6 protein-coding genes are annotated in these 15,805 nt (G+C 39.5%); all 6 read left to right on the forward strand.

All coding sequences use genetic code 11. From position 1 onward, the window contains the following. Positions 1-19 precede the first annotated feature (19 nt). The 6 genes from AC1RRY_RS02400 (at position 20) to AC1RRY_RS02425 (ending at position 15,769) form a co-directional block, all read left to right on the forward strand. On the forward strand, positions 20-1,168 hold the full coding sequence (locus AC1RRY_RS02400; RefSeq protein WP_492818333.1) for a glycosyltransferase: 1,149 nt from the start codon (positions 20-22) through the stop codon (positions 1,166-1,168). A gap of 25 nt (positions 1,169-1,193) precedes the next feature. Then, on the forward strand, positions 1,194-2,405 hold the full coding sequence (locus AC1RRY_RS02405) for a dipeptidase (protein WP_492818331.1): 1,212 nt from the start codon (positions 1,194-1,196) through the stop codon (positions 2,403-2,405). A gap of 786 nt (positions 2,406-3,191) precedes the next feature. Beyond that, positions 3,192-6,449 carry a SusC/RagA family TonB-linked outer membrane protein gene (locus AC1RRY_RS02410; RefSeq protein ID WP_492818329.1) on the forward strand — a complete coding sequence of 1,086 codons (3,258 nt, stop codon included), beginning with the start codon at positions 3,192-3,194 and terminating at the stop codon, positions 6,447-6,449. Positions 6,450-6,474: 25 nt separating this feature from the next. Continuing rightward, on the forward strand, positions 6,475-8,196 hold the full coding sequence (locus tag AC1RRY_RS02415) for a RagB/SusD family nutrient uptake outer membrane protein (RefSeq protein WP_492818327.1): 1,722 nt from the start codon (positions 6,475-6,477) through the stop codon (positions 8,194-8,196). 84 nt (positions 8,197-8,280) lie between these two features. Beyond that, positions 8,281-11,832 carry a VCBS repeat-containing protein gene (locus tag AC1RRY_RS02420; protein WP_492818325.1) on the forward strand — a complete coding sequence of 1,184 codons (3,552 nt, stop codon included), beginning with the start codon at positions 8,281-8,283 and terminating at the stop codon, positions 11,830-11,832. A 760-nt stretch (positions 11,833-12,592) separates the two neighbouring features. After that, a complete protein-coding gene (locus AC1RRY_RS02425; protein WP_492818323.1) occupies positions 12,593-15,769 on the forward strand; it encodes a SusC/RagA family TonB-linked outer membrane protein in 3,177 nt (1,058 codons plus the stop codon). Positions 15,770-15,805 lie beyond the last annotated feature (36 nt).

The following is a 15,805-nucleotide window of genomic DNA, read 5'->3' on the forward strand; positions in this document are numbered from 1 at the left end:
TAATTTTCTATTATTAGTATTGGCAACTTTTCTACTCATAATTATATCTGCGTATTTCCTGATGAATATCGGGCTTATAGGGGTATGGCTTTGGAACAAACCCTATCATTTGCAGGCAGGTAACAAGCAGTTGTTGCAGATATCAGTTATTATACCGGTGCGAAACGAGGCAGCCAACATCATCAGCTTATTGGAAGATCTGGAAAAACAGACTTATGCAACTGAGGCATTTGAAGTGATTGTAGCTGATGATGATTCAACAGATGATACGCTGATTCTTTTAAAGAACTTTCAAAAGCAAACCTCGTTACGGTTATTGATTAATCAATTGCCTCCTAAGGAAAACAACGCCTCACCTAAAAAGCGCGCGATTGATTCGTCCATTCAATTAGCCAAAGGAGACCTGATTGTTACAACCGATGGCGATTGCCGGGTAAGCGATAATTGGCTCGAGGTAATTGCAAACTTTCAGGCAGAGACAGGTGCGTACCTGATTAGCTCACCGGTTACATTTATTAATGATAAGCAAGGGTTTTTCAGCAGAATATGGCAGCAACTGCAAACCATTGAGTTCAGCAGTCTGATAGGTTCCGGAGCCTGTGCCATGTTTATCGGCAAACCCAATATGTGCAACGGAGCAAATCTGGCCTATCTGAAATCAGTTTTTACTGAAGTCGGCGGTTTTTCGGGTAATGAGAATCTGGCTTCGGGCGATGATGAATTCCTGATGCATAAAATAGCCGCTCGTTATCCGGCTCGGGTTCGTTTTCTTAAGCATCAGGGGGCTATTGTAGAAACACAGGCACATGAGTCGCTAAAATCTTTTTATTATCAGCGCAAGCGTTGGGCGAGTAAGTGGAAGCATTATAATAGCGTTGTCACCACCGCTTTAGCTGTCTTTATTTTTTTAGCCAATTTCTCAGTCATTCTTACGGCAGGCTTATATCTGTTTCATGCAATTACGTGTGAGAAAATGCTGCTTATCTTTTTTCTTAAATTTTCGGCTGAGCTTCTTTTTTTAATGCTGGTTCTTAGCTTTTTGAACAAAAAAAGATTAATTTGGTTCATCCCTTTCGTTCAGCTCGTTTATCCGTGGTATGTTACTTTCTTTGGATTAATTGCCCAGGGGGAAAACGAGTATATCTGGAAAGGCAGAAAACTTCAATAAACACTCGCATCACCAAACGTATCTGATGAAACACTTATTCCTAATCCTCTTCTTACCTGTAGTAGTTTTCGCACAGAGCAAAAAAGAACAACGTCTTCTTAAAAAAGCCGATAAAATTCATGCCCGTGCCTATACAGTCGATACTCACGCCGATGTGCCCATCAACATGATGGAAATGGAAGGTTTTGATATCGGAGTGAAACATGATTACGAGCAGGACGGTACGCAAATTGATTTCCCGCGTATGAAAGAGGGTGGGATGGACGCCATGTTTTTTGCAGTATATATGGCACAGGGCAAGCGAACACCGGAAGGAAACGCTGAGGCCAAAGAAAAAGCGCTGAAAATTTTCAGCGCAATTCATGACGCCGTAAAGAAATATCCGGATATGGCTGAACTGGTCACCAGCTCCAAAGAAGGATATGCCGCGCATAAAAAAGGTAAACTGGGGGTATTCATAGGAATGGAAAACGGATGGCCAGTAGGCCATGACTTGTCGAACCTTAAATTATATTATGATTTAGGTCTGCGCTATATTACGCTTTCTCATTCGTTTAATAATGATTTAAGTGACTCTTCGGGCGACCCAGAGGGAGCAGAGCACGAAGGCGTTAGCAAATTTGGTGAAGAATGTATTGCTGAAATGAACAAGCTGGGTATAGTAGTTGATGTGTCTCATATTTCAGATTCGGCTTTTTATGATGTAATGCGCCTGAGCACGGCGCCTGTCTTTGCTTCGCACTCTTCTTGCAGGGCGTTGAGCGATGTGAAAAGAAACATGACTGATGACATGATAAAGTTGATGGCATCGAAGGGGGGCGTAATTCATATTAATTTTGTTGCAGATTTTCTGAAGAGACCTTCGGAAGAAGTAATGATATCTATCAGAACCCTCAGAATGCAGGCCATGAAAGCAGATGCCACTCCTGAAGATAAAAAGAGAATCAACAATGAGTTACGTCAGTTGAAATACAAGTATCCCGGCGATGTACCCAATGTGAAAACGGTAGTTGACCATATTGACCATGTAGTCAGAATTGCCGGAATCGACCATGTGGGTATCGGCATGGATATGGATGGCGGCAGCGACGTGGTGGGATGTGAAGATGTAAGTAAAATTAAAAATGTAACTATTGAATTATTGCGCCGTGGCTATTCAGAAAAAGACATACGTAAGATCTGGGGTGGAAACACCATGCGTGTGTTAGCGGCTGCCGAGAAAGTAGCTAAGCAATGAAACACTGCACCTTAAGTAATACCGGATTATGCTTTGTGACTATTTGACATAAATTTTTCATAGCTATACAATTTTATCTCAAACTGATACAATCTGATATTTTTTTGCCGAAAATAAATGATAAATTGGCTTTTATCAGGCAACTTCATATATTTGTCCAGTTATAATTTTTTAAGCATTTTCTATAACAAATTGAATCGCAAAGATTTTTTTATATTAAAATACTTAGAAAAATTTGGAAGAATTGTCCAAACTGTTTAATATTGTAACATATTGATACAATAATACTTGATTGCTTATTAAAACAATCTCTTATTAACGATTTTTACTTTAATACTTTCGTTTTAACCTAACTTTAGCTTTTGTAATAAAATACTTCGTTTAGATTAAGTAGTACAATTACTACGATCCTCACATACACAAAACGTAAAATCAATTTTCAGCCTTTAGTAGGCACTATTATTTTAGTAACCGCAGAATTAAGATTCGATTGACTTTTGTAGGTCTTGATTTTGTTGTATGATTTCCACCACTTCCTTTAAAAAGTAGATTTTTCACAAGAAAAATAAGTGCAAGCATTTTTATTTATCGCAAATAAGTCCGGATGTTTTACGTTTTTTTGAATATATAAGAAAAACGAGAAAAACTATGGAAATTTTAAGCGCGTTTTTATAATTGTGTAAAACACACTTATCAGGAGTTATCCATACACTCCTGATATCGTGAGAGAATAAAAGACTTTAATTACAATTTATTTTTTACTTTTTTTTTAACTAAAACAAAACTATGAAACAAAACTACTTTGTGCCTATAAGGGGTGCTCTGTTTTGTGGACTACTCTGGATTATGTCCTTAGTAGCATTTGCACAAAAATCTGTCAGTGGTAAAGTAAGTGATTCAAAAGGAGAGGGTGTTCCGGGTGCCAGTGTTTCTGTAAAAGGAACTACAACCGGTACAATCTCAGATGCTGAGGGGAACTACAAGATTAGCGTTCCGAACGCGGGTGGTACATTAGTAATCAGTTCAATTGGTTACAAAACGGTAGAAATCAAATTAGGAAACGAAAGCAATCTGAATGTTACTCTTGAAGATGATGCTTCAAGTCTTGATGAGGTTGTTGTAACGGGATATTCTGTTGATAAAAGACGTGAGTCGACCGGTGCGATTTCAACTGTAAAAACCAAAGACCTTACCACAGTTCCTTCTGCAAGTGTTGAACAACAATTACAAGGTAGAGTAGCCGGTTTAACAGTTGTAACAACCAGTCAGCCAGGTTCAGGAAGTCAGATTCGTGTTCGTGGTTTTGGTGCATTTGATCGTAACGAACCTTTAACTATCGTGGATGGTTTGCCGAGTGATGCAGGTTTCTTGAATCCGGAAGATATTGAGTCTACTACGGTATTGAAAGATGCTTCTGCGGCTTCTATTTATGGAGCAAGAGCTGCCAACGGTGTAATTATTTATACTACTAAGAAAGGAAAGAAAAACGCCAGAAAATTGAATGTTACGTATGATGGCGTGTTTGGTTTTACAGATCCGGGCAAAGGTCAGAAAATGATGAACCCGCAAGACCAGGCAGATTGGACCTGGACTGCTCTTAGAAACTCAGGAGCACCATTATCTCACCCACAATATGGTTCTGGCCCGACTCCTGTGCTTCCTGACTACCTTAAAGTAGGAAACCAAAGTGGCGTAATCGGTACGGTTGATTTAGCTGCAGAAAAATTAAAATACAACATTACAGGTCCAACAATTGGTGATTTCTATCAGGTAATAAAAGCCAATAAACAAGGTACAGACTGGTACAAAGAATTGACTCAGACCGGTACAATCCAAAGACATTCATTAGGTTTTGAAGGTGGTGGCGATGCTTCGCGCTACTATGTTGGTTTGTCTTTACAAGATCAACAGGGTATTTTGGCAAGTCAGAGAGCCAAGCGTATTGCCATGCGTGTAAATACGGAATTTGATGTTTTCAAAAATGTAAGAATTGGTGAAAATATCCAGCTTACATTCCTGCAAATCCTGGGTCGTCAGGGAGGAAATAATGGTTTACAATCATCACAAGATGAAAACGATATCCTTGGCGCCTTCAGATCTCCAACTATTCTTCCTGTTTATGATGAATTTGGTGGATATGCTGGTACAACTGCACTTGGTTTTGGTCAAGGTTCAAACCCTGTTGCTAACCAACAAGCAGGAAAACTAAACAGAAACTATAATGCAATAGGTTCGGGTAACTTCTATATTGAGGTTGACCCAATCAAAGATTTAACATTGCGCTCTTCAATTGGAGGTGTTTTTAACAACGCCTACGGTTGGGGATATGGTCGTCCGATTTATGAAACCCTTGAAAACAAAGGTGTAGTATGGTCTTATAATGAAAGCGGTGGTTTCAGATTAGGCTGGACTCTTACCAATACTGCTACTTATAAGAAGAAATTTGGTATTCATAACATAGAGTTATTGGCCGGACAAGAAGCCCTTAATACCGGATTTGGTAAAGATGTTAGAGCTGACGGTCGCGCTCCATTCTCTGGTGACCCTAACTACATAACCATTTCTACTCTGGATATCAGAAATCCTGCCACCAGTGTTAAGGATAATGGTGTGAACTTTAACTCATACTTTGGTAGAGCGATATATAGCTTTAAAGATAAGTACATCATTACCGGGGTTATCAGACGTGATGGTTCATCCCGCTTTGGTTCAAACAACAGATATGGTGTTTTCCCTGCAGTGTCTGCTGCATGGAGAGTCTCAGATGAGTCATTTATGAAGAGCCTTCCTTGGGTATCTGATTTGAAAATCAGAGGGGGATATGGTACAATGGGTAACTCAAATAACGTATCACCTGTAAACCAATTTAATCTTTATGAGCAAAATGTAGGAACTTCAGGCTATGACATTAATGGTACAAACGGTGGAATAGTAGGTGGATTCAGACAATCAAGAATTGGTAACCCTAATGCTAAGTGGGAAACCAGTATTACCAAAAATATTGGTATAGATGGTTCATTTCTTAAAGGCAAACTAGATGTTATCTTGGACGTTTGGCAGAAAGATACCAAAGACTTATTATACACGCTGCCAATTACACAAACAGTTGGTGGAGCTACTGCTCCTTCAGTAAACGTGGGTACAATGGTCAACAAGGGTATTGATATTCAAGTGATAACAAGAGGGAAATTTGGTAGCGAAGTAGGATACGAATTCGATGTTACCGGTAGTTTCCTTGATAATAAAATCACTAAAATCGGTGGTGATCTTACCTACCTATTGGATGTTAACCCGGGTTTCAGAGGTGTAAACCCTATTCGTAACCAATTAGGACATTCATTATCTTCTTTCTTTGGTTATAAAGTAACAGGTTTGTTCCAGACTCAGGAAGAAGTTGATCAGGCTTTGAAAGCAACATCAACACCTGGTGCTTCAATTCCGACTCAAACTGGTGCAGGTCTTGGTCGTTTCCGCTATGCTGACTTAAATGGAGATGGTGCCATTACTGCAGATGACCGTACCTATTTAGGTAGCCCGGTTGCTAAATTTACAGGTGGATTGAATTTCAAACTTACTTATAAGAATTTTGAAGTACTTTCTTACTTCTATACTTCAATCGGCAACAAAATCTTTAATCTTTCGAAAAGATTTACAGATTTTTATCCATTATTTGCTGGTGCTGCTATTTCTGAGCGTGTTAAAGATTCTTGGTCTCCGGAAAACAGAGACACTAAAATTCCACGTTTTGAACAAAATGATGGTTTCAGTACAGGCTCTCAGGCAAGTGATTTTTATGTGGAGGATGGTTCATATCTAAGATTCCAGAACCTTTCAGTTGCTTACAATCTCCCAACGTCACTTGCAAACAAATTGAAATTAGGTAGAATTCGTGTTAACGCTTCGGTTAATAACTTATTCACAATCACTGGATATGGTGGTCTTGACCCGCAAGTAGCAGGAGCTGCTGATACTAACTTTGGTATAGATTTGGGTAATTTCCCAATGACCCGCCAAGTAACTTTCGGTTTAAATGTTGGATTCTAATCTAAGTTAAATTACAATTAAGATAATGAAAAAAATCAAAATATTAATATCCAGCTGTGTCCTCTTTGCAGGGATGTATGCTTGTAAAGATAGCTTCTTGGAAGTGCCCGCAACCGGTACACTTTCTAAAGATCAATTAACCAGTACTGCCGGTTTGGAAGGATCTTTAATAGCAGCTTATGCTCAGTTAAGTGCCTTAAGTCAAACTCACTCTGGCCCGTCGAACTGGCTTATTGGTAGTATCAGAGGAGGCGATGCCAATAAAGGAACTGACCCTGGTGATGGTACCGAAATGATTCCTATTCAAAGATATGAGTATGTTTCTACCGATGCGGTGGCCGGGAATGTTTACCAAAGCTACTTTGATGGAGTAGCAAGAGCAAACGCAGTGTTAAGTCTATTAAAGGACGCCCAACCGAATGTTAAAGAGGCAGATAAAGTAAGAATTGCAGCTGAAGCTCATTTCATAAGAGGACACTTTTATTTTCAGTTGAAGAGAAACTTCAATATGGTGCCTTATGTTGATGAAAACATAGGTGTAGGCAACGGAATTGAGAAAGTAAAAAATGATGCAGACTTATGGCCAAAAATTGAGGCTGACTTTAAAGCAGCTTATGATGCCTTACCGGAAACCTCTTCTTCGGTTGGCCGTGCGAATAAATGGGCAGCAGCATCATACTTAGCAAAAACATATTTGTATCAAAAGAAATATGCAGAAGCGAAAGCACTTTTTGATCAAGTAATTGCTAATGGTAAAACTACTAACGGGAAAAAATATGCGCTACTGCCTAAGTATTCTGACCTGTACAGAGTTGCAAATGATAATAATTCAGAATCAATATTTGCTGTTCAGGCAACTGTAAAATCAGGTAGTGGAAATAATGCCAATGGTGATTTGCAACTTAACTTTATTCAAGGAGTTGACCCGGGTACTTGTTGCGGATTTTTCCAACCGGCATTTGAGTTTGTAAATTCATTCCGTACTACTGCTAACGGATTACCATTATTGGATAATTCGTATAACAGTCCTGCAAATGCAGTTAAGACTGATATGGGTATTAAATCTGATGAACCTTTCCAATTAGATAATGGCCCGTTAGACCCAAGATTAGACCATTCAGTAGGTCGTAGAGGTATTCCTTTCTTAGATTGGGGTCTACATACAGGTTTCAGCATGATTCGTAACCAACCAAATGGCGGTCCTTACTCTCCTAAGAAATATTTGTTTACTAAGGCAGAAAAAGAAGCCGGACTGACAGAAACAGGCGGTTGGGGACACCAAACATACAATGCTTATAACATAACAGTTATAAGATTTGCAGATGTTTTATTAATGGCTGCTGAAGCTGAAATTGAGGTTGGTTCATTAGCAAAAGCGCTTGAGTATACAAATATGGTAAGAGGTAGAGCTGCCAATGCCGCTGACTTTGTAAAGATTAATGGTGAGCCTGCTGCTAACTACAAAATTGGATTGTATGATTCTTTCCCTACGAAAGAATATGCAAAATCAGCAGTTCGTTTTGAAAGAAGAATAGAATTGGGAATGGAAGGGTACCGTTTCTATGATTTAGTTCGTTGGGGTGAAGATGTTGAAGCGATTAACCGCTATCTTAAGTACGACCAAGTGTTACTACCAGGTGCTTTGGGTAGTGCTGTTTATCAAGCAAAGTATGCTTTATTCCCATTACCACAATCTCAAATCGACCTTGTAGGTGCCGATGTATTAAAACAGAATCCTGGGTATTAATATCCGGATTGTCTAATATTTTATCAAAAAGAGATGGCAAACCTGCCATCTCTTCTGATTTATAACCTCTACCCTGAATTCATCATGAAAAAGGTATTGTACTTTATTGTTATCTGTGTTTTGCTTTTCTCCTGCAAAAAAGAACAAAAACTCTTCACATCAATATCCGCTGATAAATCTAATATTACATTTTCTAATCGAATTGCCGAAAATGATACTTTAAATATTTTTACTTTTGAATACGTCTATAATGGCGGAGGAGTAGCCTTAGGTGATTTTAATAACGACGGCCTCACTGATGCTTATTTTACAGGGAATACCACTGCCAATCAACTGTATCTCAACAAAGGAGATATGAAATTTGAAAATGTTACCAAGCAGGCAGGAGTAGATGGAGCAGGCCGTTGGTCGTCAGGAGTAGCATTGGTAGACATCAACAATGATGGCCTGCTTGATATGTATGTCTGTGCTACTGCGCGAAAAATAGCCGACCAGAGAGCAAATATGCTATACGTGAATCAGGGAATAGGAAAGGATGGTATCCCGTCGTTCAAAGAAATGGCCAAAGACTATGGTATTGCCGATACTACCCATACCACGAATGCCGCTTTTTTTGATTATGACAATGACGGTGATCTGGATCTGTATGTGTTGGTAAATGAGATGGATGATACCCGTTTCCCGAACCAATTTCATGAAAAAGTAACGGATGGTTCCTCAAAGCGAAACGATAGGTTGTATAGGAATGATTTTGACCCGATAAGAAAGCACCCTGTTTTCACCGATGTAACCACACAAGCTAAGATTTTTGACGAGGGCTTTGGCCTGGGGATTAATATTACCGATATCAATCAGGACGGCTGGAAAGATATTTACATTACTAATGACTTTCTGACCAATGACTTATTATATATAAATAATCAGGACGGAACGTTTTCAGAGCAGGCGGCCAGTTATTTCAAGCATACTTCGTATTCAGCCATGGGGAATGATGTGACCGACATCAATAATGATGGATTGGTAGATGTAATAGCTCTGGATATGATGCCGGCCACTAACGACCGGAAAAAAATGATGACTCCGGCCAATAGTTATGTTACCTATCAGAATAATGACAAATTCAATTATATTTATCAGTATGCGCGTAATACACTGCAGGTAAACCAGGGAAAAGACCCGGCCACAGGCCAACCGATGTTCAGTGAGATCGGGCTTTTGGCGGGGATAGCACAAACAGACTGGAGCTGGGCTCCACTGGTAACCGATTTTGATAATGACGGACTACGGGATATTATTGTTACCAACGGTTTTCCGAGAGATATTAACGACCACGATTTTTTGGCTTATAGAGAACAGGTAATAGGTTTGATGTCTAAAGCTATGCTTGTAGATTATGTGCCTGTCATAAAGCTGAAAAATTATGCCTATCATAATAAAGGAAACTTTCAATTTGAAGATGTAACGGATAAATGGGGTATTACTGAGCCTACTTCCGCGAATGGAGCCGCTTATGCGGATTTAGATAATGACGGTGATCTTGACTATATCGTCAACAATATCAACGATTCGGCCTCTGTGTATCGGAATAATTCGATTCAGCTGAAACCTCAGGAAAGCAATTATTTACGCGTGCAAATGAAAGGGGCTGCCAATAACCTGATGGGGCTAGGGGCCTGGATTGAAATTCTTTATGATAATGGGCAAAAACAGGTATATGAGCATACCCCTTACAGAGGCTATCTTTCGTCAATAGAGCCTATTGCTCATTTTGGCTTAGGAAAAACGCAAAAGGTTGACCAGCTGAAAATTACCTGGCCAAGCGGTAAGTCACAGGTGTTGAAAAATATTAAATCTAATCAGGTAATTAATCTGAAAGAAAGTGATGCTTTTGTGCAGCCCGCTGAGACGAGTCAGGGAGCACCGCTATTGTTTACAGACATAACCAATCAATTAAATGTGCCCTATAAACACGAAGAAATTGATTATATTGATTTCAATGTACAGAAACTCCTGCCGCATAAGCTTTCACAATTCGGGCCTGCCCTTGCCGTAGGAGATGTAAACGGCGACGGCCTGGAAGACGTGTTTGTTGGTGGAGCGAACCAACATAAGGGTAAATTTCTGATACAGACTAAAGAAGGGAAATTTAGTGTTGAAGATTTATTAGCAGGTGAAGACGGGCCGGCGAAAGCCTTTGAAGATATGGGCGTGCTATTGTTTGATGCAGATAATGACTCTGATCTTGATTTGTATATTGTAAGCGGCAGTTATGAGTTCCAGTCTGGCTCTCCGTCTCTGCAGGACCGGTTTTATCTCAATGATGGTAAAGGGCATTTCACACTGAACGAGCAGGCCGTACCTAAGTTTCTGAAAAGCGGGTCTTGTATAAAGGCAGCTGACTATGACCATGATGGTGATCTGGATTTATTCGTAGGGGGAAGAGTCGAACCCGGTAAGTATCCGATGCCGGTGTCAAGCTATATTCTTCGGAATGACAGCCAGAAAGGACAAGTTAAATTTACGGATATTACTGCACAGGTAGCTCCGAAATTGCAGAATATCGGCTTGATATGTGATGCATTATGGAGCGATTACGATAATGATGGCTGGCAGGACTTGGTTCTTATTGGAGAGTGGATGCCTATAACAATACTGAAGAACAACAAAGGTAAACTGGAGCCGTTGTCACAAAATGGTGATTTGGCAACAAAGACAGGATGGTGGACAAGCATTGCATCGGGCGATTTTGATAATGATGGTGACATAGACTACGTTGTAGGGAACCTCGGGCTAAATACACTGATGCAGGCGTCTGAAGGCAAACCGGTGAGTGTATATGCCAAAGATTTTAATAATGACGGCTTTTATGATGCTATTCCGACGGTGTATTTTCCTGATAAGGAGGGTAATCTGAAAGAGTTTCCGTACAATACCCGTGACGATCTGGCCAAACAGTTTATCCAGACACGGCAGAGATTCCAGAATTACGCCAAGTTTTCAGAAGCAACTATTAACGAGATTCTGAAACCCGAAGAAATGAAAGATGCTTTGATTCTGAAAGCCAACTGGATGAAAAGCAGCTACATAGAAAACAGAGGGAACGGAATCTTTACCGTAAAAGAATTACCTGTGCAGGCGCAATTCGCACCAATTTTTGGTATGGTGACTGAAGATTTTGACCAGGATGGAAATCTGGATGTGCTCGTAGCCGGCAATGATTACGGAACTGAACTGGCAGTAGGTCGGCACGATGCATTAAACGGGTTATTACTGAAAGGAGACGGTAAGGGTAATTTTACTCCGGTACTGCATGCCAATAGTGGTTATTGTGTAGCCGGTGATGCTAAAAGTTTAGTTAGACTTTCTAATGCAAAGGGTGAGATGTTGCTGGTGACATCGCAGAACAAAAATAGCCTGAAATTCTTTTCAAACGTTAAGCCGGTTAGAAAAGTAACCGTGTTACCGGACGAGGTTTCTGCATTGTTAAAATTAAAAGGAGGGAAGACCAGAAAAGAAGAGTTACTTTATGGTTCTTCATTTTTGTCGCAATCATCCAGAAATCTGATTGTTCCTGCTAATGTAGAAAGCATTGAAATCATTAATGTTTCAGGTAAGAAAAGGCAGGTAAAGCCTTAATAGTAAAACGTATATAGATTAGTAACAAGAGGAGATATTATTCAATATCTCCTCTTGTGTTTTTATATAGATAAAGACAAAAGGAGGTTTTTAATTTTTTTTAGAAACGATGACATTTATTTTAAAAAAATAGCTAAAAATTAAAATTTATAAAATAAATGGAAAAATTTGGAAAAATTAAAGAATTCATCTAATTTGTACCCGTTATTCACAAGAAGACGGGAAATACGAATTTTTAGAAAAAATACTTTACCTATAAATTATTCTTCAATCGAGGCTTTTTATTTTGCCCGAATGCCGTAGATTTATTGTAATTATAAATAGACCTAATTTTAAACTAATACTAAAAAAGCCTATGATGAAGTTTCCATATTTCTGCCGCACATTACATTAAAAAATTCTGATAACTAGCATTTTTAAGAGTATTGACAAATACCTGATTCAATCGGGTAACTTAAAGCGTATGAAAGATAATTTCTTGTTGTTACCGCACAAGTAATCCGGATTATTATCTTATAATGAAATTTTTTGTAATGCATGATTCAATACAAATGCGTGAGAGGTAATCTCTTTACGCCTTAGGAATCTGTGTATATTAAAACTCCACACTGATAGAAAACATTATCTAGTATTTTGTCTGATTTTTTTTAAAGCGTATGAAAGATTAATTTCTTCCATTCAGTTATGCTCTATGTATTTGCAAAGGGAATACTGATTTTTTACTGTTAATTTTTAATTTTTAAACAAACAAAACAAGCGTATGAAAGAAAACTACTTTGTACCCATTAGGGGTACTCTGATTTGTGGCATACTTTGGTTAATGTCCATTGTAGCTTTTGCACAAAAATCTGTTAGTGGTAAAATAAGTGATCCAAAAGGGGAGGCTATTCCGGGCGCCAGTGTTTCTGTAAAAGGAACTACGACCGGAACGATCTCAGATGCATCGGGAAATTATAAGATTAATGTTCCTAACTCCGGAGGTGTATTGGTTGTGAGCTCTATTGGTTTCAGAAGCCAGGAAATAGCTATTGGCAATCAAACTACGTTAAATGTTGTTTTAGAATCAGACGAAGCCGCTCTTGATGAAGTGGTAGTTACCGGTTACGGTACACAATCAAAAAGAGATATTACAGGTGCCGTAACAACGGTAAACGCTAAAGAATTACAGTCAGTGCCTGCAACAACGTTTGCGCAACAATTACAGGGCCGTGCTTCTGGTTTGAGCATCGTAAACGACGCTACACCCGGTGGTAATGCAACTGTTCGTATACGCGGTTTTGGTACTATCGGTAATAACGACCCTCTGTTTATCATAGATGGTGTACCAACTGAAAACCAGGGTAACCTGAACCCGAATGACATTGAGACCATACAAATTCTGAAAGATGCCTCGGCTTCTTCTATTTATGGTTCTCGTGCAGCCAACGGGGTTGTTATCATCACCACAAGAAAAGGGAAAATAGGCCCGGCTAAGATTAACTTCTCGGCATATTACGGCTCTCAGAAAGTTTCAGAAGATGTGCAGTCACTTAACGCAAAAGAATTAGGTGAGTACCTGTATCTGGCTGATAAATATGCCGGGAAAACCCCGTCTCATGGCCAGTATACCTATGGTCCTAATGGTGAGGTAACCATTCCTGACTATGTGTTTCCAAGTGCAGGTAAACAAGGAGCAGCCAATACGAATCCTGCTTTATATTCATTAACGCCTGATAACATCTATGCCATCACCAAATCTGCAGATACTTATTGGTGGGGAGAGCTAACACAGACAGCTCCTATCCAGAACTATCAGTTAACAGCCAGCGGTGGTTCAGAAAACAGCCGTTATGCGCTTTCTGTAGGTTATTTCTCGCAAGATGGGGTAGTGAAATTTATTGGTTATGACCGTTATACGCTTCGTTCAAATACGGAGTTTTCAGCAATCAACAAAAAGCTGAGAGTAGGTGAAAACTTCACGGTATCGTTAGACAACCGTAAGGGAGGCTTTACTAATAATGAAGAGCAAAATGCGGTTTCGGGTTCTTACAAACACCACCCATTGCTTCCGATATATGATATTAACGGATTCTTTGCCGGATCTCGCGGAGCCAACCTGGGTAACAACTCAAACCCTTATGCAACGCTTGCCCGCCAGGCTGATAACAGAAGATATAGACTGAGAGGTTTTGGTAATGTTTATGCAGAATATGAAATTCTGCCATTCCTGACCTTCAAAACCAGTTTAGGTATCGATGTTACCGGTGAAAACGGTAAATACATAGGTCGTGCGAACCCTGAATATATTGAAGGAAGCTTCAACAACAGTTCGGAGTCAAACACCAGCTACGATTACCAATGGGTATGGCAAAATACCTTGTCGTTCAGCAAAGTATTTAATAATGTACATAAAGTAGATGCGTATATTGGTACTGAGGCCATCAAGCAGTTTGGTGAGTATTTTGGTGCAACCCGTAATGGATATGCTTTCGAAACATTACCGATCATCAGCTACCTTGATCTGGGAGATCCAACCAAAGTAGGTAACTATGGTAGAGTAGGTAATGACTACACCCTGTCTTCTCAGTTCGGTAAGTTCAACTATGCTTACAACGACAAATACCTTGTACAGGCCATTATCAGAAATGATGCCTCTTCTCGCTTCCTGTCTGCATCACGTAATGCGCTTTTCCCAGCATTTAGTTTAGGCTGGCGTTTGTCTGAAGAGAAATTCATTGCAGGTAATCTGAATTTCATCTCTGATTTGAAACTTCGTTTCGGTTGGGGTAAAACAGGTAACCAGAAAATTGGTAACTACAATGCCTATACTACTTATCGTTCAGATATATGGCATGCGGGTTATCCGATTGATGGTAACCAGACAACTCCGACTATCGGTTATGATACCCAGGCATTTGGTAATCCTAAAGCTAAATGGGAGTCTACTACGTCAACCAACATTGGTTTAGATGCGTCGTTTTTCAAAGGTAAACTGAACTTTGAAATCGATTTGTGGAAACGTGTAACCTCTGATATGTTATTTACTACTCCATTGACCTTCACTGTAGGTGATGCGAATGCTCCGGCATTCAACGTTGGTCAGATGACCAACAAAGGTCTTGATCTGGGTGTTAACTATAAGAGCAACATCAACAATTTCCGCTATAGCATTTCAGCTAACTTGTCTACTTACAAAAACATCGTAGATAAACTGGATGCCAGCCCAAATACACGTTATTTCGGTTATGGTTCACGTGTGCCAGCTATTACACTAACCCAGGCAGGTTTACCAATATCTTCGTTCTATGGATATAAGACTGTTGGTATTTTCCAGACTCAGGCTGAAGCCGACGCATGGCCTAAGTATGAAGATTACAACAAACCTGGTAAGTTTAAAGTGGAGGATATTAACGGTGACGGAAAAATCACAGATGCAGACCGTACTATTATCGGAAATCCTCACCCTGATTTTGTATACGGTTTGAGTTTGAACCTTGGATACAAAGCATTTGACCTGACCATTTTTGCGAATGGTAGTCAAGGAAACGATGTATTCAACTATACTCGCTATTTCTCTGATTTCAACACTTTCCAGGGTAACCGTTCAAAACGCGCCTTGTATGATGCATGGCAACCTAACCATACTTCAGGTACTGTACCTATTATGGATGCTAATGACCAGGTTAGTAGCCGCCCATCAAGTTACTTCATTGAAGATGGCTCGTATTTCCGTATCAAAAATGTGCAGTTAACTTATAATCTGCCTTCAAAATTTGCTAAAAGAACAGCATTGGATAATGCTCAGATTTATGTGCAAGTGCAGAACTTAGCTACGTTTACTAAGTATACAGGTCTTAACCCTGAGATTCAGACAGGAACTGATAATACTTTAGGTTTCGATGGTGGATATATGCCAGTATCAAGAACATTTATTGTAGGCGTTAACTTTGGTTTCTAATCCTGAATAAGGTTTGATAACCAACACATTTATTAC

The sequence above is a fragment of the Emticicia sp. GW821-FHT11C11 genome (assembly GCF_058808615.1).

Coding starts and splice junctions, on each gene's coding strand:
- AC1RRY_RS02415 (WP_492818327.1), top strand. CDS start 6,475: ATGAAAAAAATCAAAATATTAATATCCAGCTGTGTCCTCTTTGCAGGG.
- AC1RRY_RS02410 (WP_492818329.1), top strand. CDS start 3,192: ATGAAACAAAACTACTTTGTGCCTATAAGGGGTGCTCTGTTTTGTGGA.
- AC1RRY_RS02420 (WP_492818325.1), top strand. CDS start 8,281: ATGAAAAAGGTATTGTACTTTATTGTTATCTGTGTTTTGCTTTTCTCC.
- AC1RRY_RS02405 (WP_492818331.1), top strand. CDS start 1,194: ATGAAACACTTATTCCTAATCCTCTTCTTACCTGTAGTAGTTTTCGCA.
- AC1RRY_RS02425 (WP_492818323.1), top strand. CDS start 12,593: ATGAAAGAAAACTACTTTGTACCCATTAGGGGTACTCTGATTTGTGGC.